The 25,979-nt window shown below is 28.5% G+C and carries 28 protein-coding genes; 11 read left to right on the top strand and 17 right to left on the bottom strand.

Features of this window, described 5'->3' with window-relative positions:
- Position 1: 1 nt before the first annotated feature.
- The 5 genes from B8063_RS02285 to ubiA are packed head-to-tail and all read right to left on the bottom strand — an operon-like array spanning position 2 to position 5,623.
- Positions 2-862, bottom strand: coding sequence for a lysophospholipid acyltransferase family protein (locus tag B8063_RS02285; RefSeq protein ID WP_085069059.1), 861 nt, complete (start codon positions 860-862; stop codon positions 2-4).
- Positions 859-1,782, bottom strand: a complete 924-nt coding sequence (gene lpxK, locus B8063_RS02280; protein ID WP_085069057.1) for a tetraacyldisaccharide 4'-kinase — start codon at positions 1,780-1,782, stop codon at positions 859-861. The genes B8063_RS02285 and lpxK overlap by 4 nt, the downstream gene beginning before the upstream one ends.
- Positions 1,782-3,011 (bottom strand): 3-deoxy-D-manno-octulosonic acid transferase, encoded by a 1,230-nt coding sequence (locus B8063_RS02275; RefSeq protein WP_085069055.1) that lies wholly within the window; start codon positions 3,009-3,011, stop codon positions 1,782-1,784. Before B8063_RS02275 ends, lpxK begins: the two co-directional genes overlap by 1 nt.
- Entirely contained in the window at positions 3,011-4,753 is a 1,743-nt protein-coding gene (locus tag B8063_RS02270; RefSeq protein WP_085069053.1) for an ABC transporter ATP-binding protein, read from the bottom strand. Before B8063_RS02270 ends, B8063_RS02275 begins: the two co-directional genes overlap by 1 nt.
- Positions 4,754-4,756: 3 nt before the next feature.
- A complete protein-coding gene (ubiA, locus tag B8063_RS02265) occupies positions 4,757-5,623 on the bottom strand; it encodes a 4-hydroxybenzoate octaprenyltransferase (protein ID WP_085069052.1) in 867 nt (288 codons plus the stop codon).
- Positions 5,624-5,673: 50 nt separating this feature from the next.
- Between ubiA and B8063_RS02260 the strand changes: the two genes are divergently transcribed.
- Complete coding sequence (locus B8063_RS02260; RefSeq protein WP_075521688.1) at positions 5,674-6,078, top strand: DUF2721 domain-containing protein; 405 nt, start codon at positions 5,674-5,676, stop codon at positions 6,076-6,078.
- On the opposite strand, the gene B8063_RS02255 is transcribed toward B8063_RS02260, so the two are convergent.
- From B8063_RS02255 to B8063_RS02245, 3 genes are read right to left on the bottom strand one after another with little or no spacing between them, the layout of a single operon-like run.
- Entirely contained in the window at positions 6,075-7,049 is a 975-nt protein-coding gene (locus tag B8063_RS02255) for a quinone oxidoreductase family protein (RefSeq protein ID WP_085069050.1), read from the bottom strand. The two genes, B8063_RS02260 and B8063_RS02255, sit on opposite strands and share 4 nt — an antisense overlap.
- Positions 7,046-7,885: a pirin family protein gene (locus tag B8063_RS02250; RefSeq protein ID WP_085069048.1), complete on the bottom strand. Its 840-nt coding sequence runs from the start codon at positions 7,883-7,885 to the stop codon at positions 7,046-7,048. Before B8063_RS02250 ends, B8063_RS02255 begins: the two co-directional genes overlap by 4 nt.
- 20 nt (positions 7,886-7,905) lie before the next feature.
- Positions 7,906-8,568 carry a haloacid dehalogenase type II gene (locus B8063_RS02245; protein ID WP_085069046.1) on the bottom strand — a complete coding sequence of 221 codons (663 nt, stop codon included), beginning with the start codon at positions 8,566-8,568 and terminating at the stop codon, positions 7,906-7,908.
- 17 nt (positions 8,569-8,585) lie between these two features.
- On the opposite strand from B8063_RS02245, the gene B8063_RS02240 reads away from it, so the two are divergent.
- The 10 genes from B8063_RS02240 (at position 8,586) to B8063_RS02190 (ending at position 18,228) form a co-directional block, all read left to right on the top strand.
- On the top strand, positions 8,586-9,284 hold the full coding sequence (locus B8063_RS02240) for an RsmE family RNA methyltransferase (protein ID WP_085069044.1): 699 nt from the start codon (positions 8,586-8,588) through the stop codon (positions 9,282-9,284).
- Between the two features lie 59 nt (positions 9,285-9,343).
- A complete protein-coding gene (gene coxB / locus B8063_RS02235) occupies positions 9,344-10,156 on the top strand; it encodes a cytochrome c oxidase subunit II (RefSeq protein ID WP_085069042.1) in 813 nt (270 codons plus the stop codon).
- Positions 10,157-10,159: 3 nt separating this feature from the next.
- The gene (gene ctaD, locus B8063_RS02230) at positions 10,160-11,794 is read left to right on the top strand and encodes a cytochrome c oxidase subunit I (RefSeq protein WP_085069040.1); all 1,635 of its coding nucleotides are present in this window, start codon (positions 10,160-10,162) and stop codon (positions 11,792-11,794) included.
- A gap of 27 nt (positions 11,795-11,821) precedes the next feature.
- The gene (cyoE, locus tag B8063_RS02225; protein WP_085069038.1) at positions 11,822-12,730 is read left to right on the top strand and encodes a heme o synthase; all 909 of its coding nucleotides are present in this window, start codon (positions 11,822-11,824) and stop codon (positions 12,728-12,730) included.
- A gap of 118 nt (positions 12,731-12,848) precedes the next feature.
- A complete protein-coding gene (locus B8063_RS02215) occupies positions 12,849-13,397 on the top strand; it encodes a cytochrome c oxidase assembly protein (RefSeq protein WP_232311412.1) in 549 nt (182 codons plus the stop codon).
- 2 nt (positions 13,398-13,399) lie between these two features.
- Entirely contained in the window at positions 13,400-14,188 is a 789-nt protein-coding gene (locus B8063_RS02210) for a cytochrome c oxidase subunit 3 (protein WP_085069036.1), read from the top strand.
- A 6-nt stretch (positions 14,189-14,194) separates the two neighbouring features.
- Positions 14,195-14,848 (top strand): SURF1 family protein, encoded by a 654-nt coding sequence (locus B8063_RS02205; RefSeq protein WP_085069034.1) that lies wholly within the window; start codon positions 14,195-14,197, stop codon positions 14,846-14,848.
- Positions 14,848-16,221, top strand: coding sequence for a threonine synthase (gene thrC, locus B8063_RS02200; protein ID WP_085069032.1), 1,374 nt, complete (start codon positions 14,848-14,850; stop codon positions 16,219-16,221). The genes B8063_RS02205 and thrC overlap by 1 nt, the downstream gene beginning before the upstream one ends.
- Positions 16,218-16,703 (top strand): peroxiredoxin, encoded by a 486-nt coding sequence (locus B8063_RS02195; RefSeq protein ID WP_085069030.1) that lies wholly within the window; start codon positions 16,218-16,220, stop codon positions 16,701-16,703. Before thrC ends, B8063_RS02195 begins: the two co-directional genes overlap by 4 nt.
- Positions 16,704-16,794: 91 nt before the next feature.
- On the top strand, positions 16,795-18,228 hold the full coding sequence (locus B8063_RS02190) for a hypothetical protein (RefSeq protein ID WP_085069028.1): 1,434 nt from the start codon (positions 16,795-16,797) through the stop codon (positions 18,226-18,228).
- 44 nt (positions 18,229-18,272) lie between these two features.
- On the opposite strand, the gene rnhA is transcribed toward B8063_RS02190, so the two are convergent.
- The 9 genes from rnhA to B8063_RS02145 all read right to left on the bottom strand — a co-directional run bounded on the left by rnhA (position 18,273) and on the right by B8063_RS02145 (position 25,979).
- Positions 18,273-18,695, bottom strand: a complete 423-nt coding sequence (gene rnhA / locus B8063_RS02185; RefSeq protein WP_085069026.1) for a ribonuclease HI — start codon at positions 18,693-18,695, stop codon at positions 18,273-18,275.
- On the bottom strand, positions 18,695-19,660 hold the full coding sequence (locus B8063_RS02180; RefSeq protein WP_085069024.1) for a homoserine kinase: 966 nt from the start codon (positions 19,658-19,660) through the stop codon (positions 18,695-18,697). Before B8063_RS02180 ends, rnhA begins: the two co-directional genes overlap by 1 nt.
- Positions 19,660-20,604, bottom strand: a complete 945-nt coding sequence (gene ispH, locus B8063_RS02175) for a 4-hydroxy-3-methylbut-2-enyl diphosphate reductase (RefSeq protein WP_085069022.1) — start codon at positions 20,602-20,604, stop codon at positions 19,660-19,662. Before ispH ends, B8063_RS02180 begins: the two co-directional genes overlap by 1 nt.
- Positions 20,594-21,349 (bottom strand): Brp/Blh family beta-carotene 15,15'-dioxygenase, encoded by a 756-nt coding sequence (locus B8063_RS02170; protein ID WP_232311411.1) that lies wholly within the window; start codon positions 21,347-21,349, stop codon positions 20,594-20,596. Before B8063_RS02170 ends, ispH begins: the two co-directional genes overlap by 11 nt.
- A 140-nt stretch (positions 21,350-21,489) precedes the next feature.
- The gene (locus B8063_RS02165) at positions 21,490-22,563 is read right to left on the bottom strand and encodes a lycopene cyclase family protein (RefSeq protein WP_085069018.1); all 1,074 of its coding nucleotides are present in this window, start codon (positions 22,561-22,563) and stop codon (positions 21,490-21,492) included.
- A complete protein-coding gene (locus B8063_RS02160) occupies positions 22,550-23,404 on the bottom strand; it encodes a phytoene/squalene synthase family protein (RefSeq protein WP_085069016.1) in 855 nt (284 codons plus the stop codon). The genes B8063_RS02165 and B8063_RS02160 overlap by 14 nt, the downstream gene beginning before the upstream one ends.
- On the bottom strand, positions 23,404-24,855 hold the full coding sequence (gene crtI / locus B8063_RS02155; protein ID WP_085069014.1) for a phytoene desaturase family protein: 1,452 nt from the start codon (positions 24,853-24,855) through the stop codon (positions 23,404-23,406). Before crtI ends, B8063_RS02160 begins: the two co-directional genes overlap by 1 nt.
- 49 nt (positions 24,856-24,904) lie before the next feature.
- Positions 24,905-25,399, bottom strand: a complete 495-nt coding sequence (locus B8063_RS02150) for a F0F1 ATP synthase subunit B family protein (RefSeq protein WP_085069012.1) — start codon at positions 25,397-25,399, stop codon at positions 24,905-24,907.
- Entirely contained in the window at positions 25,392-25,979 is a 588-nt protein-coding gene (locus B8063_RS02145) for a F0F1 ATP synthase subunit B family protein (protein WP_085069010.1), read from the bottom strand. The genes B8063_RS02150 and B8063_RS02145 overlap by 8 nt, the downstream gene beginning before the upstream one ends.

The raw sequence follows: 25,979 nt of genomic DNA, 5'->3' as shown, positions 1-25,979 counted from the left end.
TTTACTTTTTCCATCTGTCGTGGGTCCAAATCCATTGAAGAGGATTCTTTACTATCATTTGCTCGAGCACAGTATTTAAAAACTGTGTAATTTCCTCAATAGTTTTACTTTCACCTACTTTAATAGGTTTGGAAACGTACATTTTAAAATGAAATTTGCTTCTTCTCTCTATGTAGATTGGAACTAGATCACATTTATATTTTTTAACCAATTGCGCTGGTATAGTAGTTGTGGTCGCTAAGCTACCAAAAAAATTAACTTTAGATCCTTCTCGAACCCTTTGGTCAATCATTAATGCAATAGACGACCCTTTCTTTAGATTTTCAATTATTTCCCTTGTTCCTGAACGCCCTTTTTTAATTTGTTTTTTACAAATATATTTAATTCGAATTTTTTCCATAGTTTTATTAAGGAAAATATTATTTAACGGTCGATAAATAGCAGATACATCAATCCCATATTTTTCAATCATCATAGCCATCAATTCAAAATTATTAAAATGTCCAGATATGAAAACTACTTTTTTGTTTTTTGATTTAATTTCATCGAGGTACTGTTTTCCTTCTACTTGAATATACTTTTCAAGTTTACCATTTCTAAAGTTTTTAATAAAAGGATATTCGGCAAAAATTCTTCCATAATTTCCAAATATTTCATCCGTAGATTGTTCATGAGTTTTTTTTAATGAGATATTGGATTTTTTTAAATTATCTATAACTATACTTTTAGATCTAAATAATGGTCCAAATGTTTTTCCAATAAAAAATCCAAAGTTTGAAGCCAATTTGTATCCTAAGATTTTAAATATGATCAACAATAAAGAAACTAAAACAAATTCAAAAAAATAAATAACGGTTTTCATAAGTTTTTGTTTAAAAAACTCTCAAATTTTTCCTGATTTGAGATTTTTAGATCAACTTTAATAAATTTTATATTTTTTTTTTTAGAATTATCTAGTCTTAAATAATCTTTTTCAGAAGTAACTATTTCCAATCTTTTTTCTTTTGCAAGACTTTTAATTTCATTAATGTCTTTATTAGAAAAATTATAATGATCAGGAAAAAATTTTTTTTCTTTAATTTTAAATTTGTATTTGATTAAAGTTTTTTCAAATTCTTCAGGATTACCTAGACCACAAAAAATTAGATAATTTTTTTTTAAATTAAATGATTTTAAATTGGTTGGTTTATAGTTTGCATAGAAAATTTTAATATTTTTATTAATTTTTTTAATTTTATTTTGAAATTTAATATTTTTTTTCTCTCCATTCAAAAATACAGCATCATAATTTCGTATTTCAAATAAGCTCTCTCGCAAAGGTCCTGCAGGTATTAAAAAACCATTTCCAATGGTATGAGTACTATTAAAACAAGCAATTGATAAATCGTAATTAATCTTCTTTTCTTGCAATCCATCATCACAAATTGCTATGTCAAAATTTTTATTTTCGGCAGTTTTAATAGCTATATCTCTATTTTTAAAACATAATAAATTTCCATTTTTTTTTAAAATTTTTTGTTCGTCTTTTTGATCGACGTAGTTTTTTTTTATAATTGTGGTTTTATATTTTTTTTTTAAAATACTATTTATTTTAATAACCAACGGAGTTTTGCCTGTCCCACCTAAATATATATTACCAACACATATAGTTTTAACTTTAAATTTCACCTTTGGTGATAATTTTTTCAAATAATTAAATAAAAACGTAAAGAAAGTTAATGGAAGAAGAATAATTGAAATTAAATTAACAGTATCAAGATAAATTGGTCTCTTAATTTTCATTATATAAATTTATCTATTTCATAAATATTATTTTTAAGAACTCTTTTACCCATTTCGTCTATTTTTTTTAATATTTTTCTTGAATGATTGTAATTAATTTTTTTTTTAATTAATTCACAAACATTATTTAAACTTTTTACTTTGCTTGCAATTTTAAGATTTAATAATAAGTCATATACCTCTTTAAAATTATGAACAAATGGCCCAAAAATAATATAATTTTTTCCCCTTACAGGCTCTAAAGGATTTTGGCCTCCATGATTAATTAATGATCCTCCAACAAAACATAAATTAGATATTTCATAAAATTTACGAGCTTCTCCATATGTATCAGCAATATATACATCTGTGGATTTACTTATTTTATTTCTAGACGATCTTGTAATTACATTTAATTGTTTGCTTTCTAACAGTCTAACTATTCTATCAGTTCTATAGACATGTCTTGGAATTATAACTGTAAGCAAATTATTAATACTTTTTTTCACTTTTTTATGAGCCTCAGAAATTAAATCTTCTTCATTGTCATGAGTACTTGCGCAACAAAAAATTTTTCTATCTCTAATTATCTTTTTTACATCAGAATTTACCTTCGTTTTTTTTTCTCCAAAGTATTTTAGGTTTCCTGCAATTTTTATATTTTTTACTCCAAGTTTACTCAAATAAAGTTTTGACTCTTTATTTTGTGGAAGTGCCAAAGTAATACTACTAAAGATTTTTTTTGCGAAATTTGGAAATCTTAACCATCTTTTATAACTTTTTGATGTGATTCTTCCATTAATTAAAACTATGGGTATATCTTTTCTTTTTAGATTTTTAATCATGTTTGGCCATATTTCTGAGTCTATAAAAATTGCCACTTTTGGTTTCCAAAATTCTAAAAATTTATTTGTCAAATAATTTTCATCTATTGGAAAATATACATGTTCGGTTTTTCTAAATTTTATTTTTTTAACAACTGATGCAGAACTTGTAGTGGTAGATGTGAGTAAAATTTTTTGAACTTTATTATTTTTTTCTAAAATTTTAATTATAGGAAGAATACTCATAATTTCCCCAACACTTGCTCCATGAAACCAAATCGTTTGGTTTTTATTATATTTTTTATAGATACAAAATTTTTCTAGAAATCTGTTAAAATCCTCTTTTCCGATTATAATTCTTACAGCAAATATTATTGGTGAAAATAATAAAAAAGTTATTGCTAAAATTTCGTAAAAAAAAAACATTAGTTTTCTTTAATTTGTCGATTATAAAAATTTTGATAAATCTCAGAATGTTTCAGTAAATCATTATGTTTACCTTGATCTATAACTTTTCCTTTATCAAGAACATAAATAATATTTGAATTTAGAATTGTTGAAAGCCTATGGGCAATTACAATAGTTGTCTTATTTGAAATTAATTTTTCCACAGCCTTTTGAATTTTTTCTTCAGTTTCAGAGTCTAATGAAGATGTTGCTTCATCTAAAAGAATAATTTTGCTATTTTTTAAAAAAGCTCTTGCAATTGAAAGTCTTTGTTTTTCACCACCGGATAATTTAATTCCATTTTCACCAATTTTGGTCTCAAATTTATTTTCGAGTTTGTTTATAAAGTCAGTGCACATTGCCATATCTGCTGCTTTAAATATTTCATCATTTGAAGCATCAGGTTTTGCGTATTTGATATTATTTAAAACTGTATCGTCAAATAAAGTGGTGTTTTGATCGACAATTGAAATTTCTTTTCTAAGAGAAGAAAGTTTTACCTCTTTTATGTTTTGACCATCTACCTCGACTTTTCCAGATGTAGGATCGTATATTCTTGGTATTAGGCTTAATAAAGTAGACTTTCCAGAACCACTATGACCAACAAGTGCTGTCATTTTGTTTCCAGCAATATTTATATTTATATCTTTCAGTACACGGTTATCTAAATTGCTTTCATAATTAAAATTTACATTACTAAAATTAATTGAGCCCTCATTTAATTTCAGCTCTCCTAAACTTTCATTAAATGAAATATTATTTTTAGTATCTATTATTGGTATAATTCTTTTACCAGCAGATAAACCTTGAAAAATTCCTACATTAATAGTCGCTAAAGATTTTACAGGTTGATAAGCTAACATCATTGCCGCGAGAAAAGAAAAAAAATTATTAATATTAAGTTGTCCATTCATAATAAGTTTTCCGGAGTAGAAGATTAAAATTGCTATCATTATACCAGTTAGTATTTCCATTATTGGAGTAGCTCTTATAAATACAGTTGCTATTTTGATAGATTTCTTCTTAAGATCATCAACAAATTTTTCAGACCTCTTATTTTCAAAATTTTCTCTTTGAAAAATTTTTATAACTTTATGATTTTTAAATAAGTCAATTAAGTATTTATTTAAGTCACCTGATTTTTCTTGTGCTTCTGTTGCAACTTTTCCCATTCGTCTCCCAAGTTTTTTTGCTGTAATCGAAGCAATTGGAATCATTATTATAGCTATTAGTGACAATCTCCAGTTCTGTAGAAACATTACTGTTAATAGACCAATAAGAGTTAAACCATCTTTAAAAAAACTCAAAAATGAATTGCTCAACATTCCAGTAATTTGATTTACATCAAAATTTAAATTTGAAATATATTTTCCAGAATGTTTATTCTCTATTTGTTGAGTATCTGCTTTAATAAAGGATGAAAGCATATCAATTTGAATTTTTTTCTTAACTTCTTCAGCAACATTTATCATTATTACTTTTGCCATATACAATGAAATTCCTTTAGTAGAAAAAGCTAAAACAATTAAAATAGGAATTACAAATATTAAAGTTTGATCCTGATTAATAAAAATTTTCTCTATTGCAGGATCTAAAAGCCAAGCAGTTGCAGATGTACTTCCTGCAACCAAGATAGAGAAAAATACAGCTAACAAAATTTTAATAATAAAAATTTTCGTATAGTCGTTATATAATCTTTTTAAGATCTCTAAATTAGTCATGAATTAGAAAAGTTTACCAATTAAAATATTTATAAATATTAACAAACCTAAAAAATTATTACTTTTAAATTTAAGCAAACAGTCTAATGGTTCTTTTACATTAAGTTTGTATATTTGAAAAAAAATCAAATGCCCAATAGGTAAAAATAAAAATAAAAAATAAAAATAATTAAAATTCATTAAAGTGCCAACTAAGATTAGAGCTCCAATAAAGATCAAATAACAAAAAGAAATAAATTTCTTTGGATCATTTTTAAATTTAATTGAAGTAGATTTAACTCCTATAATTTCATCATCTTTTATATCTTGGTATCCATAAATAGTGTCGTATCCCAGTGTCCAAAATATGGCTCCAAAATAGAAAATAATTGGAAGTATTGAGATTTCGTTAGTGACCGAGATCCATGCCAATACAAGACCATAATTGAAAGTAATTCCAAGAAACAATTGTGGCCAATATGTAAATCTTTTCATTAGAGGATAAGAGAATGCAAGTGGCATCGATAATAGTGCCATCCAAATTGTAAAAAAATTAAAATTAATTAAAACTAAAAAAGCAATCCCACACAGTATAAATGAATAAAAACTTGCTAGTTTTATAGATACTTTTCCTGAAGCAACGGGTCTATTTTTTGTTCTTTCAACAAGTTTATCAAAATTTTTATCCGTTATATCATTTACTATACAGCCAGCCGATCTCATTAACACAGCACCAAGAAAGAAAAGTAGGATATAAAAAAAATATGTTTCAAGCTCACTAGTAAATTCATAGGCAATTGTAAGACCCCAAATACAAGGCCAAAAAAGAAGCATGTAACCTATGGGTTTATTCAATCTTGTAAGTTCAATAAATAATTTAACGTTTAACATTAATTTACTTGTAAATAACAAAGGCTAGTTTCATAATCAATTCGATTCGAATGAATATAGATTATACAGTTACGGCTTTAATGTTTCCTGCAATTCCTCTTTTAATGGGGGTTTACAGTAACAGATTTCATACTTTAAGCAGATTAATTAGAGAACTTCATGACGAACATGTATATGAAAAACATATTCCCGCAGAATGGAAAAAACAATTTATTAACTTGAGTAGAAGAATTTCAATTTTAAGGTGGACTATAATGTTTGCTGCCTTTGGATTTTTATTTAATATGCTTACAGTTTTTGCTCTTTATTTAAATGAATTATTCTTAGCGAGAGTAATTTTTGGTTCGTGCTGTTTATCAATGATCATATCAATTATTTTCTTTATAAGAGAAATTCAAATATCCACAAATGCACTCAATTTACACATGTCCGACATGGATGTAAAAATAGATTAATTTGGTAAAATTATTGCAGGACCAAGTAATTTTCTTCCCTCAAGATCTTCATGAGCTTTTCTAACTTCATCTAAAGAATACTTTTTTGAAATTTCAACTTTAAATTTACCTTCAGATATTGCTTCAAAAACTTTTTCAGCCGCTTCTTCAAGCTCTTTTCTTATGATCGTGTAATGAGCGATTGAAGGTCTAGTAAAAAAAAGACCTTTTGCATTTATATGTTTTTTTATATCTAATTTATGAACGTAACCAGATGCATTTCCAAAAGCAACCATCATCCCTCTTACTTTTAAAACTTCTATTGAACCTTCAAATGTTTTTGCTCCCACTCCATCATAAACTACATCAAGTCCATTTTTTCCTACAATTTTTTCAACTTCCTCAACAAAGTTTTTTTCATTATAATTTATAACATGGTGGCATCCATTCTTTTTCGCTATTTCTATTTTTTCATCTGAACCGACCGTCCCTATTATTTCAGCACCAAGTGCATTGGCCCACGGGCAGAAAATTTGACCAAGCGCTCCTGCAGCTGCATGATATAAAATTTTATCTCCTTTTTTAACTTGATAAGTTCTGTGCAATAAATACTCGGCTGTTATACCTTTTAAAGTAATACACGATGCAACTTCATCAGATATATTATTTGGAACCTTTACTAACTTATCCTCAGGTATTATTTGTTTTTCAGAATAAGTTCCAATTGGCATGGAAGCACGAGTTACTCTATCTCCAACTTTAAATAATTTGACTTCAGAACCTACTTCTTCGATAATACTACAAGCTTCAAGTCCAATACCACTTGGCAGTGGGATGGGATAAAGACCTGAACGGTGGTATGTATCAATATAATTTATACCTATAGATAAATTTTTAACTAGCACTTCATTCTGGCCAGGTTTTCCAATATCAACGTTCTTTATTTCCAATACCTCAGGTCCACCAAATTCTTTTATTTCAATTTTTTTCATTGTTTTACAAAATTTCCATTATGGTAATCGTCAATAGCTTGAAGTATTTCCTGTTTTGTATTCATTACAAATGGTCCACCTCTTGCAATTTGTTCACCAATTGGTTTTCCAGATATTAATAAAAATTTAGCCTTAGTCAAAGCAGTTACTTTTAATATTTCACCATTAGTTAAAAGTATCAAAGTAGAGTCTTTGACTTTATCATGTTTTTTTTCTCCGATTTTTATTTCACCCTCAATTAAATAAATAAAGCTATTGTGAGAGGAGGGTATCTCAAAATTAAATTCCTTATCTTCTTTAAGTTCAACATCAAAATAAACAGGTTCTACATTATGCTTTTTAATTGGTCCTTCTGCTTTTTGAAATTTTCCAGCAATAACTTTTATTTGCTTATCGCTATCTTTATGTACACTCATTTTGTCAGCATCAATATAATGATATTCAGGTTTATCCATTTTCATACTCGCTGGCATGTTTATCCATAATTGAAAACCATGAAGTTTGCCCTCTTTCATTGCTGGCATTTCTGAATGAATAATACCACTTCCTGTTTTCATCCACTGAACATCTCCTGCTGTCATTCTACCTTGTCCACCAGTACTATCTTTATGTTCAAAGTCTCCCGCTAACATATAAGTTACTGTTTCTATCCCTCTATGAGGATGGGGTGGAAAGCCTGCAATATAATCTTCACTATTTTCTGATCCAAACTCATCCAACATTAAAAATGGATCAAAATAATTTGGCTCAACTCCAATACTTCTTTTTAATTTTACACCAGCACCATCTGATGCTGATATGGGTTCAATAACTTTTTCAACTTCTATTGATTTCATTCGATCGATATATACTTTAACTATATAATTTCAAGTAACTCACTTAAATCGTGAATTTCATCTAATGGTTGATAGTCAAGATTATCAAATATATTTTTATTCCTGTTTACCCAAATAGAATTATATCCATAATTTCCACCCCCAGAAACATCCCATGTATTTGCACTTAAAAATAAAATTTCGTCCTTTTTAATGTTGTATTTATTTACAGGTAATTCATAAACTTTTGAGTCCGGTTTAAAAATTCCCACTTCTTCAATTGAAAAAATATCATCAAATATATTTTCTAAGTTATTATTTTTGACCAGATTTCCTAACAAGCTAGGAGTACCGTTGGAAAGAATTGCTAACTTAAAATCTTTCTTTTTTAACTTATTTAAAGTTTCTTTAACTTCAGAAAAAGGTGAGAGCACTTTGTACAAATCTAATAAATCATTTCTCATGGAGTTATCAATTTTAAAAAATTTCATCGATTTGTCTAAACTGTCTTCAGTAATTTTCCAAAAATCTTTATGTCTATTCATTAAACTCCTTAGCCAAGTATATTCTAATTGTGTGGTTCTCCAATAATTTGCGAAATCTTCCCACTTATCACCTATTTTTCCTTTACATTTTTCTGCAGCAGAATTGACGTCAAATAAAGTTCCATAAGCATCAAATATTATTGCTTTAATATTTTTCATAATTTAATTTAAATATAATGAGCAATATTAGGTTATTTTATCCAGAAAGTTTATCAATTAATTTAGAAGGAAAATTGAATAAAGAACAATCTCATTATTTAACTAAAGTGATGAGAATTCCTATTGGTGGTAATTTTTCTTTATTTAATAAGTTTGGTGAATGGCAAACAATAATTAAAAAAGTTTCAAAAAATGATTTAAATTTTAAAGTTACTAAGCAACTTAGACATGAAGAAAATGAAACTGATCTTTGGTTAGCTTTTTCTCCTATTAGATCAAATTTTTTTAATTTCATGATTCAAAAAGCAACAGAATTAGGTGTAACAAAATTCATTCCATTAATTACAGAAAGGACTGTTGTAAGAAACATAAATTATGAAAGACTAATAAAAATTGTTACAGAAGCCTCAGAACAATGTAATAGATTAAGTATTCCTGAAATAGATAAAATACAAAAATTAGATGAGTTTTTTAAAAATAATAAAGATTTGAATCTTATATTTGGAGATTTAAATTCAGATAATAAAAAATTAAAAATAAATAACAAAAAACTTTTATGTATTTTAATTGGCCCCGAAGGCGATTACACTGAGGTCGAGAGAGAAAAGATTCTTAAATATTGTGGAACACAATCAATAAAATTGGGTAATAACATTCTTCGAACTGAAACTGCAGTTATATCCGCTTTATCTGTGATCAATTTTCTAAAAAATTGATAAATTGTCGCGAAATCTCTAGTGTTTTTTTGTATTTTTGGCTTTATAAACTTTTGAAAATGAAAAAATTCATAATAACCTTATTAACCACATTAATTTCATTGCCTGCTTTTGCCAATCAACCGGAGAAGTGGCAATTGAGTTTTCAAGAGCCTGCATCTCAGACAATGAGAGATATTGTGTGGTTCCACGACTATATGTTGCTTCCAATTATTGTTGCAATAAGTGCGTTTGTGTTGTTTTTGATGTTATATGTGATGGTGAGATTTAGAGAGTCTAGAAATCCTAATCCGTCAAAAAGAACTCATAATGTTGCAGTGGAAATAATTTGGACATTGGTTCCATGTTTAATTCTAATAGTAATGGCTGTTCCATCATTTAAGGTTTTGTATTCTCAAGATACAATTCCAAAAGCGGATGTAACTATTAAAGCAATTGGATATCAGTGGTACTGGGGGTATGAATATCCGGATGAAAATATAATTTTTGATTCATACATGATTGAAGAAGAGGATTTAAAAGAGGGTCAACCAAGACTACTAGCAGTTGATAACGTTGTAGTGGTGCCAGTAAATAAAGTTGTAAAAGTATTAATTACAGCAAATGATGTACTACATGCATGGGCATTACCTTCATTTGGAGTTAAAAGAGATGCAATGCCAGGAAGAATTAATGAAACATGGTTTAAAGCAGAAAAAGTTGGAACATACTATGGTCAATGTTCAGAATTATGTGGAATAAAGCATGCATTTATGCCAATTGAAGTAAGAGTAGTTTCTGATGAGGACTATCAAGCATGGTTGTCAGATGCAAAAATAAAGTTTGCAAAAGACGAAAGTTTAATTAATAAAAATTTAATAGCGAGTAATTAAATAATGAGTACAGCAACATTACACGGTCACGACCACCATACACCAACTGGATGGAAAAGATGGGCATATTCTACAAACCATAAAGATATAGGAACAATGTATTTAATCTTTGCAATTATTGCAGGGGTAATCGGAACTGCATTTTCAGTTTTAATGAGAATAGAGTTAATGCATCCAGGTGATGGAATTTTAGGTGGTAACTATCACTTATATAATGTCCTAGTTACAGGACATGGTTTGATAATGATTTTCTTCATGGTGATGCCAGCAATGATCGGTGGTTTTGGTAATTGGTTTGTACCAATAATGATTGGTGCACCTGATATGGCATTCCCTAGAATGAATAATATTTCTTTTTGGTTGCTACCTGTGGCTTTTATTTTACTTCTAGCTTCAATATTTGTTGATGGACCTCCAGGGGCACAAGGTGTTGGAGGAGGTTGGACTATATATCCACCGTTATCTTCAAAAGCAGGTCAACCAGGTCCAGCAATGGATTTGGCAATTTTAAGTTTACATGTTGCGGGCGCGTCATCTATTTTAGGTGCAGTAAATTTCATAACTACAATTTTAAACATGAGAACGCCAGGTATGACATTGCATAAAATGCCATTATTTGCTTGGTCTATTCTTGTTACTGCTTTTTTACTTTTGTTATCTTTACCAGTTTTAGCTGGAGCAATAACAATGTTATTAACAGACAGAAATTTTGGAACAGCATTCTTTGAGGCTCAATCAGGTGGTGACCCAACTTTGTTTCAACACTTATTTTGGTTTTTTGGACATCCTGAAGTCTATATTTTAATTCTACCAGGTTTTGGAATGATAAGTCATATCGTTTCTACTTTTTCCAAAAAACCTGTGTTTGGATATTTAGGTATGGCATATGCGATGGTTGCAATAGGAATTGTTGGATTTGTGGTATGGGCACATCATATGTACACAGTGGGTCTTGATACTGATACCAAAGCATACTTTTTAGCTGCGACCATGATAATAGCCGTCCCAACCGGAATTAAAATTTTTTCTTGGATCGCAACTATGTGGGGTGGATCAATATCATTTAAAACCCCAATGGTTTGGGCACTTGGTTTCATATTTTTATTTACAGTCGGTGGAGTAACAGGAGTTGTTTTAGCAAACGCTGGAGTTGATACAGCATTACATGACACATATTATGTTGTTGCTCACTTCCACTATGTTCTATCGCTTGGAGCTGTTTTTGCAATCTTTGCAGGTTTTTATTATTGGTTTGGAAAAATGTCAGGTTATGAGTATTCAGAGTGGATGGGACAACTTCATTTTTGGCTTACATTTATTGGTGTAAATATAGTATTTTTCCCACAACACTTTTTAGGTTTAGCGGGTATGCCGAGAAGATATGCAGATTATCCGGATGCATTTGCTGACTGGAATTATATTTCATCCATAGGGTCATATATATCGATTGTAGGATTGGCAGTATTTTTTGCAAATTTAATTTACGCATTTGCTAAAAAGAAAAAAGCAGCTCAGAATCCATGGGGCGAAGGGGCAACTACCTTAGAATGGACAGTTCCATCACCGCCTAATTTTCATACTTTTGATGAGCTTCCTAAATTCGAAAACGTCGAGGGTGCAGAAAAATCTAGTAGTTAGATTCTAGTAAAAATATATAATATTAAAATGCAGTCTACTATCTTAAGAGAAAAAAGATCTAATACAGATCTTGGAATTATCTCAGAGCTAATAAAGCTCATGAAGCCAAGAGTAATGTCTTTAGTAATATTTACTTGCGCAGTTGGTTTGCTCACGGCTCCAAATTCCATACCTTTCACTCAGGCAGCTATTGGTATACTCATAGTGGCCATTGGGGCAGGCGCAGCAGGTGCATTGAACATGTGGTACGAGGCTGATCTTGATAAATTGATGACTAGGACATGTTTAAGACCAATTCCACGAGGTAAACTTAATAGAGCTCAGGCTTTATACTTTGGAACAATATTATCTATTATTTCTGTCTTTAGCTTATATTATTTTGCTAATGCTATTTCAGCTTTCTTATTGTTTTTTACTATTTTCTTTTATTTGTTTATTTACACAATTTGGTTAAAAAGAAGAACTCCCCAAAATATAGTAATTGGAGGAGCTGCAGGTGCGTTACCACCTGTTATTGGCTGGACCATAGCAACAAACTCTTTATCAATTGAACCTTTAGTTTTTTTTCTAATAATTTTTGTTTGGACACCATCTCATTTTTGGGCCCTAAGCCTTTATAAGGCTAAAGACTACAAAAAGGCGAAAATTCCAATGTTGCCAATTACTAATGGGATTGAAAACACAAAAAAGAATATATTTATATATTCATTGCTAATGTTACCAACATTGGTTTTCCCATATGCGATTGGATTTACATCAGAATTATTTCTTACACTTGGATTGACCTTGACTATTTATTATAATTATCTTTGTTTTAAACTTTATAATTATAAAAAAAATAAATTTGAGATCAAAATTGCAAAACAAATTTTTGCTTACTCAATATTTTACTTATTCTTAATTTTTGTGTTATTTTTAATTGATAAACTTATTTAATGATAAGAGACGAAAAAACAAAAAAGAAAAATTTATGGACCGCGCTAGGTCTTGTAATTTTTATAGTGATTTTGTTTGTTTTTACTTTGTATAATGTCGGTGTCTTTGAGAGGTCAATATGATTAAAAAAAATACATTAACACCTCTTTTGTTAGCTGGAATATTCGTTTTTATGTTAGGATTATCATTTGCTGCAGTACCACTTTATGATTTGTTTTGTAGGGTAACAGGATTTGGAGGCACTACCCAAATCTCTAAAGAGGCACCAAATATAGTATTAGATAAAATAGTAAATGTAAGGCTTGATACAAACGTGAATTCTCAGTTAGATTGGGATTTTGCAGTTAATGAAAAAACTTTGGATGTAAAACCAGGCAAAGTTTATAAAATCAAATTTAATGTTGAAAATTTGGGTGATCAACCTTCATCTGCAGTTGCAAGTTACAATGTTTCCCCTTCGTCTTTTGGCCAGTATTTTAACAAATTAGGCTGCTTTTGTTTTGAAAAACAGACACTTAAACCAGGAGAAAAAGCATCTTATGATTTAGTATTTTATCTAGACCCTGAATTAGTAAACGACCCAAAAACTAAAAATATAGAGGATGTTACTATGTCCTATACTTTTTTCTCCTCTGACTACTATAAAGTTGAGAAAAACGAGAGTTAAAAATGTCCTCAGCTCAAAAGCATGATTACCATTTAGTTGATCCTAGTCCGTGGCCGATTGCTACTTCTTTCGCTACATTAATTACTGCACTAGGAACAGTTTATTATTTGCATGCTCAAGCAATGTGGGCAATGTTGCTTGGATTTGCTCTGCTAATTTATTGTGCATTTATGTGGTTCCGAGATGTTGTTATTGAGGCCGAGCACCAAGGCCATCACACCCCAGTTGTACAACTCCATCATAGATATGGAATGACTTTATTCATTGCCTCTGAGGTAATGTTTTTTGTTGCCTGGTTCTGGGCTTACTTTGATGCAAGTTTATTTCCAAATGAATTTACTGGTAATGTTTGGCCACCAAAAGATATCGAAACATTTGATCCATGGGATATTCCTCTTATAAATACTCTAGTTCTTCTTTTATCAGGTACAACAGTTACATGGGCTCATCACTCTTTACTAGAAGGTGATAGAAAAGGATTTATTAATGGTCTGATTTGTACAGTTGCTCTAGGAGCATTCTTCACTCTTTTACAAATATATGAATATCAACATGCTTCATTTAGTTTTTCAGGTCATATTTATGGAGCAACTTTTTACATGGCTACAGGCTTTCATGGTTTTCATGTGGTTGTTGGAACAATCTTCCTAGCAGTGTGTCTATGGAGGGGAAAACTGGGTCATTTTACAAAAGAACATCACTTTGGTTTTGAGGCAGCAGCGTGGTATTGGCACTTTGTCGATGTGGTATGGTTATTTTTATTTGCAGCCATATACATTTGGGGAAGTTAAAATAATTTGAAAAACAAGTTATCGTTTTCATTATTTGTATATTTTTTTATTTTAGTTTTTTTAGCCCTAGGTACTTGGCAAATTATAAGGTTAAACTGGAAACTTGAATTAATAAACTCAATTGAACAATCTTTAAAAAGTGAACCAATAGAATTTAACGGTAGTAATCCAACTAATTTTAAAAAAATTAAATTTGAAGGAATATTAGATAATTCAAAAATCATTTACTTGTATAGTTTAAGTGAAAAAGGAGAGCCAGGTTTTGATATTGTCAATCCAATAAGTATCAATAATAAAAGTTATTTGATTAATCGTGGATGGATTCCTAGAGACTTTAAATCAAAAAAATACTTTTCAGATGAAAGCAAGTTCGAGGGGATTTTGAAACTGAAAAGTAAATTTAATTATTTTAAGCCAGATAATGATATAAATAAGAACTATTGGTTTACATTAAAAGATGAGGATTTATTAAATTATACTGGTAAACAATTTTCTCCATTCATTATAAACAATATCAGTAAGCAAGAAGGAATTTATCCAAAGCCAAAACAAGTGGGAGCCAATATTTCCAACAACCATTTAAAATACGCGTTAACTTGGTTTTCATTAGCTGTTTCTATATTTTTAATATATTTATATTTCAGAAAAAAAAATTACTGATGGAATATATTAGTACCAGAAATAATTCAGACCATTTCTCATTTAAAAACGTTTTTCTTAAAGGTCTAGCAGATGATGGCGGTCTATTTGTGCCAAAATCAATTAAACCATTTAGCAAGGAAGATTTAATCAAACTTAGCAGCCTTAAATACAATGAATTAGCAGCTGAAATTATTTTCCCATTTATTGGAAATTTTATGACGAAAAAAGAATTATCTTCCTTGATATCCAAATCTTACTCACATTTTAGATGTGAAGATGTTGTAAAAATCTCTGATTTAGGAAAATTTAAAATTTTGGAATTGTTTCATGGTCCAACACTCGCTTTCAAGGATATTGCGATGCAATTGATAGGTAATTTCTACCAATATCACTTAGAAAGTGCAGAGAAAAAAATTAATATTATTGTAGCAACTTCAGGAGATACAGGGGCTGCAGCTATTGATGCATTGAAAGGCAAAAGTAATCTAAATGTTTTTGTATTACATCCTCATAATAAAATTTCACCAGTTCAGAGACGATTGATGACAATTCATGAAGAGAAAAATGTTTTTAATATCGCAATTGAGGGTAACTTTGATGATTGTCAAAATTTAGTAAAATCCATGTTCAATGATCAAAATTTTTCAAATAAGATCAACATGTCAGGAGTAAACTCAATTAATTGGTCAAGAATAATTGCTCAAGCCGTTTATTACTTTTATGCATATTTTAAAATAGGTAATGGACAACCTTTATCATTTTCTGTTCCAACAGGTAATTTTGGAGATATTTATGCTGGTTACTTAGCAAAAAAACTTGGCCTACCTATCGACAAACTTATAGTAGCAACAAATAAAAACGACATTCTTCATAGAGCAATTTCTGGAGGTGATTATACTCAAAAGAAAGTTGAAGAAACAAATACTCCTAGTATGGATATCCAGATAGCAAGTAACTTTGAAAGACTCTTATATGATGTGAAAGATTGTAATTCAGAATTTACAAAAGATGTTATGAGTAAAATAAAAAATAATGAATATAAAATTGATAATAATGACTTAGAGAAGATTAAAAGAAATTTTATTTCTGAAATGTTAGATGAAAATGAGACTGTTGAAATGATAAAAGATATCCATGAAAAATATCAAATAGTAGTTGATCCTCACACTGCAATTGGAATTGGAGCTGCAAAAAAACTAGAATTAGAAAAAAACTGTGTTGTATTGTCAACAGCTCACCCATGTAAATTTCCAAAAGCAATAGAGGATGCAATCTCAAAAACTGAAAAACTGCCAGAAAGCCTAAGATATGTTTATGATAGAGAGGAAAAATTTGATGTCTTATCAAATGATTTAGAAAAAGTTAAAAATTATGTAATAAATTCAATATGAAAATTAAAATAAAAGATCATATTCCTGACACTGAAATTTTCCATCTAGTAGAGGGTGAGCCAAGAATAAGCAAAATTAAAGAAATTCTTGGCACAGGCAAAATTATTCTATTTGGGCTGCCTGGTGCTTTTACTTCAACCTGTTCCAAATTTCACCTTCCAGGTTATGTGGCGAATGCAGATAAATTAAAACAGAAAGGAATACAAAATATATTTTGTATATCTGTTAATGATCCATACGTTATGGATGCTTGGGGAAAAGCACATAACATTGAAAATAAAATAATAATGCTATCCGATCCTTATTTATCATTTACAAAGGCAATCGGTGCAGAGGTTGATAGAAATTCTAGAGGTATGGGAATAAGATCAAATCGATATTCTATGGTAATTGAGAAGTTGGAAGTATCAAATATTCAAGTTGAAAAAGAGACTAAAGAATGTGGTTTATCTTCAGCAGAGGGTATACTAGATATTTTATAATCTTAAATTTTTTTAAAAATTTCAATTAATACTTGATACTAACTTGCTAAAATAATTGCTATTATGTTACATTTAAAATACTTAATTTTCTATGAAATTAATAAAAATCTTGCTTCTTTCTCTTCTATTTAATTTAAAATTGTTATCAGCTCAATCATCTGATCTTGGAACTATTCACTCTTATGGACTAAGCTTTACCGGAAGCTATGAATATGAGGAGCCAGATTTAATGCATCTACGATCTGGTTTAGCTGCTAAGGGGGATAAACTTCAGAATTTAGGTTTTTTGTATAATTTCAAAAAATCAAGACTAAACAATGAGTATTTAAATGAATTTGAGTTTGATATTAGCTATCAGCTCATGAATCAATCATATTGGAGTAATGGCACCGGAACATTAGATGACAACAAAGTAAGAATATTCAACTCTAGAATTTTATATGGATCACAATATTCAAAAAAGTTAATGCTTAAAAGTGGTATAGGTTTCAGAAGGTTATATCATTATTGGCAAAACAGAAATACTACAACTGGACATTACGGCTATGATAGAGAGCAAGATTATGTATTTATACCATTTATAGCTGAATTAGATGCACCAATTCCTGAGCTAAAACTAAAAGGAAAACTTAAATTAGAATTTGATCACATTTTTTCAGGAAAAAATACTTCTTATCTGGCTTATTTAGGAGGTTCAAATAAAGATTTAGTTTTTACAAACAATGATGGATACATATGGAAAGTATCTTATGAAACAAAATATAAAGATTTTATACTAGAACCGTATTATGAATTCATGAGTGTTGAAGATAGTACTTTAGATTCAGGATCTTATGAGCCGTCAAATACTACAAAAGAATTTGGTCTAAAACTAAGTAAACTATTTTCAGGAAAAAGAGAAATAGTGGATAACTTTAAAACTTCATTTGAAAACGATGAATACTATTTTGGAATAAAAACATTACATTCGAAAGTAGAAAGTGGATTTTATAATCCAACAGGCAATGCATCTATAGATGAAAAAGACTTTGGATATGCAATTGTAAGCGGAACAAGTTTAATCAAAGATTATAATAATAAACCAATAGACCTAAATTTAGAATTTTCTTTCAATCAATTTGGGGAGTCCGCAACAGTATGTGATAATGGAGATACTTTAACAACTGATGGTCGATATTTAAGTGGAAACTATTCCAGCGGGACGGTACTAACATGTAATTCAGATAATAATCTTTTGGTTATAGATAGTTACTCAACATCTGTTGGATTAAATAGTAAATATTTTATACAAAAAAATGGTATTTTTTTATCTGCAACGCTTGGAATTCATAAGTGGGATCAAAGTGAAACGGATTTTATCCCAGGTAATAATTTTAATACGACAGATTATTCAGGAATTGATAATTTTTATTCAATAGGTTTTGGGATGGATCAAAATAATTTATCTTTTGGTATTGAACGCTCAAAACATGATATGTACTATGATGCAACATCAAAATCTTTTTACGCAAGATATAACTTTTAAAAAATTAATTTTTATATAAAAATCTAGTCTTCACTTAATTTATTTCATTTATAAACTGAAGTTCGTGCCAACAAATCTACCTCGTTATTTAGTAAATCCGTAGAATGTGCCTTAACCCAATTCCATTTAATTTCAAAGGAGTTCGATAGATTATCTAATTCAGTCCAAAGTTCTTTGTTTTTTACATCTTTTTTATTAGCTGTTTTCCAACCATTTTTTTTCCAATTATGTATCCATTCAGTAATTCCTGATTTTACATATTTAGAGTCTGTAAATATTTGAACTTTGCTACCTTTTGCAATTTTTTTTAAAGCTTTAATTGGAGCAAGTAATTCCATTTGGTTGTTTGTTGTATCTTTTTTACTACCTTTAATTCTAGTTTTATTTCCATTTTCAATTATTATCGCAGCCCAACCACCATTCCCTGGGTTTCCAATACAAGAACCATCTGTATAGATTTTTATCATTAGCAATAATCTTTAAATGAATTTAAATTTTTATGAAAATCAAGTTTTTGAATATATTCTTTTGGATCTTTGATTTTAATAATTGCTGTTTTGGGTGTGTTTAGATAATCATAAGATCTTGTTAGTAAGTACCTTAGAGCCGAGCCCTTACAAAGGGTATTAAAACTATTTTTCTCTAATTTTGTTAATTTTCTGACCGATTGATATCCTTTCAATAAATTTGAAGATTTATTCTTAATCATAATAAATTTATTATTTTTTTTATTGAAGCATAAAGCATTCACACATATCGCAAGATCATATGCATAATAATCATTAGAAGAAAAATAAAAATCAATAAAACCATGAAAGCGACCTTTATAAAAAAATATATTATCTATAAATAAGTCTCCATGAATAATTCCTGTTGGAAGTTTTTTTGGCCAAAGTTTTTTAATTTGAATATAATCTATTTTCATATTTTCAGTTAAATCCTTAAATTTTTTATTTATTTTTCTACTGATTTTTTTCAAAAGAGGTCCCCATGAATTAACCGAAAGTGAATTTTTTCGAAATATTCTTAATTTTTTAGATGAGTTGTGTAATCTTGCAATATTTTTTCCTATGACAAAGCATTCTTTAGAATTTAAATTGTTCTTATCTTTTCCTTCTAAGAAAGTTACCAAACATGCATTTTTACCTTTTAACTTAAATAAATATTTACCCTTTTTATTTTCAACTGGTTTTGGACACTTTATTTTAGATTGTGCAAGACCCGACATAAGTTTCATAAAAAAAGGTAGATCTGTTGAGTCAACTCTCTTCTCAAAAATAGTTAATATAAACTTTCTTTTTTTTGATTTGATAAGATAATTTGTATTCTCAATACCTTTTTTAATACCACTATAATTTAATATTTTTCCAATACTAAAATTTTTTTCAATTAGATTTATTTCATCTAAACCTATTTTTGTGAAGACTGCCATTAGTTTAATTTTCCGGGAACTTTAAATGTAATATTTTCTCTTGTGATTTCTACTTCTTCTATATCAATAGTAAATTGTTTTTTTAGCTCCTCAATAAATTCGGTAACCAGAATTTCAGGTGCTGATGCGCCCGATGAAATTCCTATTGTTTTACAATTTTTTATTTGACTGAAAGGAATTTCGCTTTCAGAATGTATTAATTCTGCTGATTTTGAACCATTTTTTTTTGCAACTTCAACTAATCTGACTGAATTGGATGAGTTACGGCTACCAATTACAAAAAACATCTCACATTTTGAGGCAATTTTTTTTACTGCTTCTTGTCGATTTGTTGTTGCATAACAAATGTCCTCCTTTTTAGGCTCATAAATATCTGGAAATTTAGATTTTAGGACCTCAATTATCTCTTTAGTATCATCTACAGAAAGAGTTGTTTGAGTAATATAAGCCAGTTTTTTGTTAGAAATATTAATATAATTATGAGCATCTTCAGCGCTCTCAATTAAGTCTATTGATCCTTTAGGTAATTGACCCATAGTACCAATGACTTCAGGATGATTTTTATGGCCAATAAGGAGAATGTGCATTCCTTGTTTCTTAATATTTTCAGCTTCTCGGTGAACTTTTGAAACTAGAGGACATGTAGCATCTACATAAGTCATTTTTAAATTTGATGCATTTTCTGATACTGATTTTGGAACTCCATGAGCAGAGAAAATAACTGGTCTAGTTTTATCTTCAATCTCATCAAGCTCCTCCACAAAAATTGCGCCTATTTTCTTTAAACTTTCTACAACATGTTTGTTATGAACTATCTCATGCCTGACATAAACTGGAGAACCATATTTATTTAAACTTTTCTTAACAATTTCAATTGCTCTATCTACACCAGCGCAAAAACCTCTAGGTGCTGCTAAAAAAACTTTAATTTTATCATTTTTCATTTTTCTCAATTAAGTATTCAAGCAATATATGTGGAAATGTTAATGAGGCCAATCCAATAAATATTACCATATTCACACTTTCATTTAGTTTAAACTCATGATTTAAAAAATTTAAAGCAACTATAAAAATAATTCCAGTTATAAAAGTAAGCGGAAGCGCTTTTTTAATAAATAGAAAAATTCCTTTTTTAAAATTCTTATTTAGTTCAAATATCAATTTAATGGAATGTCTAAATGAATGTAGAAAGCAGAAATAAATTGTAAATGCCAGCAAAGGGTTTAAAAAAATATTTAACGTAATTATTGAAAAAAAATCCATTAATAAAACAGACTTTTCATCATAATTTTTATTAAAAGATAATATTAAATTTGATATAAATGATAGAAGAAGTAAAATTACTAAAAACTCAGTTTTAACTAGCAAAGTATTAGATAAATCAAAATTTATAGAATTAAATATTTCTAAAGTTTTATTTTGATTAAAGAGTAATGGTGAAACTATTATAATTGATCCTTTAAAAGTTTTTAATAAAAAACTTTGTTTTTGATTTTTACTTATAAATTCTGAGTCTTCCTTACCAAAATGGTAAGATGCAATTATCAAAAATAATAGCAATAAACTTTGTGGAAATAGTATCCACAACAAAATAATGCCTAAACCAATCAAAATATATACCAAATAAAAGTAAGAAATATTTTTAATTTTTAGAATTTTAATTAATTTTCTTCCTTTAATATTATCCAAAGCGCCATGTGAAACACCCAAGATTAAAATTAAAAAAAAACATATTAAAATAAATGAATTTGATCTCAAGTAGTCAAAAGAGGATAAAAAAATGCACGATATAAAAAAAATCAAAGAGTGATTATAATTAATTTTTTTAATCATTTTTGTTGGAATATAGCTTTTAAAAAAACTATTTTGGGCATTTTTAATATAATTGATAAATCTTCACCCAAATGACTTTTGTTGGATAAAAAATTTATAATTGCCTCTGATTTTGAGTTGAACATTTTATAAAATACATTAGGCATTATTTTTGGACTTTTTTTTAAAACTCTTAAGAAAATTTTATCTAAAAACTCATATTTTGTGCCTATTTTGAAAGCTTTATTAGATCTAAATTTTTCTATGTTTTTTGCTAAATATTTTGATTGTTCCTGAATGTTTAAAAATGTATATCCCGTACTTAGCCTAGTCATGCCACCTGCAGTCCCAATATTTACTAAATTTTGGTTATTTATATTAGAAGTTCTAAATAAAGGGATTTTACCAACTTCTTTGTACTTAATCCTATAATTTTTAAGATTAAGATGATTTTTGATATAATCTAAAAGTTGTTGGTCGTATTCTTCTTCCTCTTGATTGTTCATTGTTGATAACCATGTGGTTTCAACTAGAGCTTTATTTTTTGAAAATGGAAGAGTATAAAAAAAATGAACACTGTCCTTTTGATCACAATCAAAATCCATAAGATTCATAATTTCTTCATCAAAAAATTCTTTATCGGTTTCAATTTCATATCCACAAAAGTGTTGCCAAAGCTTATCATCAGTTTTACTAATCTCTGGAACGCTATTAAAAACTATAGAAGAATTTATGTTAATCTCGTTTTTGCTTTTAAAAAAATAAATATTTTTGTTTTGTTTAAGTTTATTTAAAATTTTATCATAGAACAAACCACTATCTATTGATTGATATGGATATTTATTACAATCCTTATATAAAGTTCCATCTTTAGAATTAATTGAAAACTGTTTCCAACTTTTTATCACACAATCTTCAAAATCATGTTGATTTACTCTCCAAAAAGACCAAGTTTTGTCTCTAAAATATCTATCTCTATTATCAATTATAGCTAAAGATCTACCTTTTAATTTTGAATTAATTTCTAATTGATAGGCTAAAGATAATCCACTACACCCCCCTCCAATAATTACAATATCAAAATCTTTCATTTAAATTAATCTCTTCCATGATAATTTTGTGCTTATTTTGAGTATAACCTGTTTCTTGATTAGTCATTAAGCTCAGCTTAATCATATCCAATAAAGATATTAAAGTTTGTATAATTTTACCAAAATTATTTACAAATATTTTCCCAGAATTTTTATACTCTTCAAAATTACTTTTTTTTTTAATTTGAAATCCTATTTCTCTATACACTCTTCTTGCGACACAAATTGAAAATCTTAAACGAAAAGGAATATCTTTTATGTAATAAAAACAACTTCTGTAAAAAGTTTCAGCAAGTTCTAAAGTATCTTTGATCTCTTTGATATCAGACTTTATATAATATCTATTAAGATTTTTATCTTCAATCACATCTCTAGATATATTTGTTAATTGCATAGCTATCCCTAAATCGATTGCGGCTTTAAAGGCACTCTCTTTTTTAACATTAAGAATTTTTGCCATCATTAATCCAACAGTTCCAGCAACTCTATATGAATATATCAATAATTCTTTTTCAGACTTCAATTCTACTTTTTCCTCTAAATCACTTTCAACACCATCAAATAAATCAAAAATAATATTTGTAGAAATATTTGTATCAGCAACTAATTTCCACATTTTTTCAATTATTGGATTTGAGAAATTTTTTGATTTAAAGTCATTTTTAAATTCTTTGAATTTTAATTTCTTAGTTTCTAATTCTCCAGTTTCATCTGCAATATTATCTAAATATCTACAAAAAGTGTATAAATCAGAGCACTTTTGATAAGTCTCTTTATTTAGAAAAAACCCTGCCCAACTAAATGATTTTGCATAAATCGATAAATAGTTTTGTTTATTCATTAGAGTATCTTGTCTAGTACCTTCGCTGAAGACAAAACTCCTGGTACACCTGCGCCAGGATGCGTCCCTGCACCAACAAAGTATAGACCATCAAATATCTCAGATTTATTATGAAATCTGAAATATGCTGACTGTGTAAATTTTGGTTGTATTGAGAAGCCAGAGCCAAATTTTGTATTTAATTCTTTTTCAAAATAATCAGGAGTTAAATAGAAGTCCTCTACAATGTTTTTTCTAAGATCTGGCATTAAATTTTGCATTTTATCGATGACCAGATTTTTCATTTCCTCACCTTTCTCACTCCAATTAATGCCAGACTGATTATTAGGCACAGGGACCAAAACATAAAAACAATCATGACCTTTTGGTGCCATCGCCTCGTCGGTAGCAGTAGGTCTATGTAGGTAATAGCTTATATCTTTATTCAATATTTTATTATTAAATATGTCATTTAAATGTTCCTCGTATTTTTCTCCAAATTTTATAGTGTGATGCTCAATATTTTCATATTTCTTTTTTGTACCAAAGTAATACACGAATAAACCCATAGAGTATTGCATACGTTTCATCTTATACTTAAAAAATTTACTTAATTTTTCATTCATTAGACTTGAATAAACTGCTGGAGGATCTGCATTACAAATAACATTATTTGCATCTAATTCACTTCCATCATCAAGCTTTACAGACTTAATTTTTTTATTTTTTGTAATTACTTCTACAACTTCTTTTCCTTTTATAATTTTAATTTTTTCTTCGATCATAAGCTTTTCTAAACCACTTACTATTTGACCTGTGCCACCCATGGAGTAGTGAATTCCCCATTTTTTTTCTAAATATAATATCAATCCATAAATTGACGTCGTGGTGAAAGGATTTCCTCCTACCAATAAAGGATGCATGCTCAATAATCTTCTCAACTTATCATTTTTAACATAAGAAGATACCAAGCTATAAACTGATTTATAGCTTTTTAGTTTAAGCAATGATGGTATTTGTTTAAACATAAATAAAGGTTTATCAAATGGGACATCTGATAATTCAGTAAATCCTTTATCAAATATTTTTTTTGTAAAATTTACTAAGTTTTTATATCCAATAAAATCTTCTTTACTTATTTTCTCAATTTGAACTTTCATTTTCTCATCATCACCTGAGTAATCAAATTCACTACCATCTTCAAAAACAAATCTGTACCAAACATTTAAAGGCTTTAATTCAATGTAGCTTTTTGAAGTCTTATTAAATAATTCAAAAAGTTCCTCAATTAAATAAGGGGCTGTAATAACTGTTGGACCAGCATCAAACGTAAATCCATTTTTTTTAAATACTCGCGCTCTTCCACCCAAATCATTATGCTTTTCAATTAAAGTTACATTATGATTTTTTGCTCTCAATCTTAGCGCTGAAGCTATACCCCCAAAACCAGATCCAATTACTATTGAATTCATCTCTTAAATTTATCTTATTTTTGAAAAAAAACGAACTTTACAATATCGGTTACGAATTAACCTTTTTTAATTCAATTTTGGTTTCCTCAAGATTTTTTTCAAATAGTATATCTAACTTTGATTTATCTACCGAGGTTGATATTGTTTTTTTAACTGCTTCGATTGCAATCTTTATGGATGTATCTTTGACATCTTTAATTGCAGCATCTTTCATTTGAGATATTTTTATATTAGCTAAATTTTTCTTTATTTCCGCTGATTTTGAGAATTTTTCACTCATATCTTTTATAAGCTTTTCTGCTTCAATGTTTGCTTGGTTAATAATTTTTTTCTTTTCCTGTTCTGCAGAATTTAATTTGCTTTGTGCATCATCTAATAATTTTTTTGACTCAGATCTTAATTTTTCACTCTCATCAATTTCGTTTTTAATGTCAACGATCATCTTCGTTAGCAAACTATTCACATTTTGAGGAACTTTTAAATAAATTAAGCCTACAAAAAATATTACAAATGAAACAGCTACCCAAAAAGTTGCATCAAACATTTTTTCTATTCTCCTTAGAATTATTTGTTAGATCATTTACAATTGATGAAATGTTTTCTTTGTTGATCTCTTCTCCAATGAGTTGTTTTATCAAACCCGAAGAAGTTTCTGTGGCTATTTTTTTTATATTCTCTGCCGAACTTTTATTTAAATTTTGAATTTCTTTTTCGGCAATTTCTATTTCTTCCTCTAAATTCGTCTCTAATTCAGATCTTTTTTTATCTATATCATCCAGTATTTTTTGACGAGCCTCATTAAACAAATTTTTTGCCTCTAGTTTGCTATTTAAAATAATTTTATCAAATTCTTTTATTTTATCTTCACTTTCCTCTCTTTGTTTTTCAGCAATCTCTATATTCTCCAAAATTTGTGACCTTCTACTTTCTAAATTATCACTTATTTTTGGCAGTATTATCTTCGACAAAATAATATACAAAGCACCAAATGTTATAACTAACCAAACAATTTGAGATATCCAAAACTCTGGATTTAATTGTGGCATACCTCCGCTTTCAGCACTCTGTACTTTTGTAATTAGTACAAAGCTAAAAAGAAATTTAATAATTATTTTTTTTAGCAT

Origin of the sequence: Candidatus Pelagibacter sp. RS40 (assembly GCF_002101295.1) — a bacterium.
Taxonomy (GTDB): domain Bacteria; phylum Pseudomonadota; class Alphaproteobacteria; order Pelagibacterales; family Pelagibacteraceae; genus Pelagibacter.
This window is presented reverse-complemented; position numbering and strand designations above follow the sequence as displayed.

Excerpts from the sequence above, each read along its gene's own strand:
- cyoE (WP_085069038.1), top strand. The coding sequence starts at position 11,822 with ATGCAGTCTACTATCTTAAGAGAAAAAAGATCTAATACAGATCTTGGA.
- coxB (WP_085069042.1), top strand. The coding sequence starts at position 9,344 with ATGAAAAAATTCATAATAACCTTATTAACCACATTAATTTCATTGCCT.
- B8063_RS02240 (WP_085069044.1), top strand. The coding sequence starts at position 8,586 with ATGAGCAATATTAGGTTATTTTATCCAGAAAGTTTATCAATTAATTTA.
- lpxK (WP_085069057.1), bottom strand. The coding sequence starts at position 1,782 with ATGAAAATTAAGAGACCAATTTATCTTGATACTGTTAATTTAATTTCA.
- B8063_RS02245 (WP_085069046.1), bottom strand. The coding sequence starts at position 8,568 with ATGAAAAATATTAAAGCAATAATATTTGATGCTTATGGAACTTTATTT.
- ispH (WP_085069022.1), bottom strand. The coding sequence starts at position 20,604 with ATGAAAAATGATAAAATTAAAGTTTTTTTAGCAGCACCTAGAGGTTTT.
- B8063_RS02275 (WP_085069055.1), bottom strand. The coding sequence starts at position 3,011 with ATGTTTTTTTTTTACGAAATTTTAGCAATAACTTTTTTATTATTTTCA.
- B8063_RS02145 (WP_085069010.1), bottom strand. The coding sequence starts at position 25,979 with ATGCTAAAAAAAATAATTATTAAATTTCTTTTTAGCTTTGTACTAATT.
- thrC (WP_085069032.1), top strand. The coding sequence starts at position 14,848 with ATGGAATATATTAGTACCAGAAATAATTCAGACCATTTCTCATTTAAA.
- B8063_RS02255 (WP_085069050.1), bottom strand. The coding sequence starts at position 7,049 with ATGAAAAAAATTGAAATAAAAGAATTTGGTGGACCTGAGGTATTGGAA.
- B8063_RS02210 (WP_085069036.1), top strand. The coding sequence starts at position 13,400 with ATGTCCTCAGCTCAAAAGCATGATTACCATTTAGTTGATCCTAGTCCG.
- B8063_RS02165 (WP_085069018.1), bottom strand. The coding sequence starts at position 22,563 with ATGAAAGATTTTGATATTGTAATTATTGGAGGGGGGTGTAGTGGATTA.
- ubiA (WP_085069052.1), bottom strand. The coding sequence starts at position 5,623 with ATGTTAAACGTTAAATTATTTATTGAACTTACAAGATTGAATAAACCC.
- crtI (WP_085069014.1), bottom strand. The coding sequence starts at position 24,855 with ATGAATTCAATAGTAATTGGATCTGGTTTTGGGGGTATAGCTTCAGCG.
- B8063_RS02260 (WP_075521688.1), top strand. The coding sequence starts at position 5,674 with ATGAATATAGATTATACAGTTACGGCTTTAATGTTTCCTGCAATTCCT.
- B8063_RS02160 (WP_085069016.1), bottom strand. The coding sequence starts at position 23,404 with ATGAATAAACAAAACTATTTATCGATTTATGCAAAATCATTTAGTTGG.
- B8063_RS02270 (WP_085069053.1), bottom strand. The coding sequence starts at position 4,753 with ATGACTAATTTAGAGATCTTAAAAAGATTATATAACGACTATACGAAA.
- B8063_RS02285 (WP_085069059.1), bottom strand. The coding sequence starts at position 862 with ATGAAAACCGTTATTTATTTTTTTGAATTTGTTTTAGTTTCTTTATTG.
- B8063_RS02215 (WP_232311412.1), top strand. The coding sequence starts at position 12,849 with ATGATTAAAAAAAATACATTAACACCTCTTTTGTTAGCTGGAATATTC.
- B8063_RS02180 (WP_085069024.1), bottom strand. The coding sequence starts at position 19,660 with ATGGCAGTCTTCACAAAAATAGGTTTAGATGAAATAAATCTAATTGAA.
- B8063_RS02195 (WP_085069030.1), top strand. The coding sequence starts at position 16,218 with ATGAAAATTAAAATAAAAGATCATATTCCTGACACTGAAATTTTCCAT.
- B8063_RS02250 (WP_085069048.1), bottom strand. The coding sequence starts at position 7,885 with ATGAAATCAATAGAAGTTGAAAAAGTTATTGAACCCATATCAGCATCA.
- B8063_RS02150 (WP_085069012.1), bottom strand. The coding sequence starts at position 25,399 with ATGTTTGATGCAACTTTTTGGGTAGCTGTTTCATTTGTAATATTTTTT.
- ctaD (WP_085069040.1), top strand. The coding sequence starts at position 10,160 with ATGAGTACAGCAACATTACACGGTCACGACCACCATACACCAACTGGA.
- B8063_RS02190 (WP_085069028.1), top strand. The coding sequence starts at position 16,795 with ATGAAATTAATAAAAATCTTGCTTCTTTCTCTTCTATTTAATTTAAAA.
- rnhA (WP_085069026.1), bottom strand. The coding sequence starts at position 18,695 with ATGATAAAAATCTATACAGATGGTTCTTGTATTGGAAACCCAGGGAAT.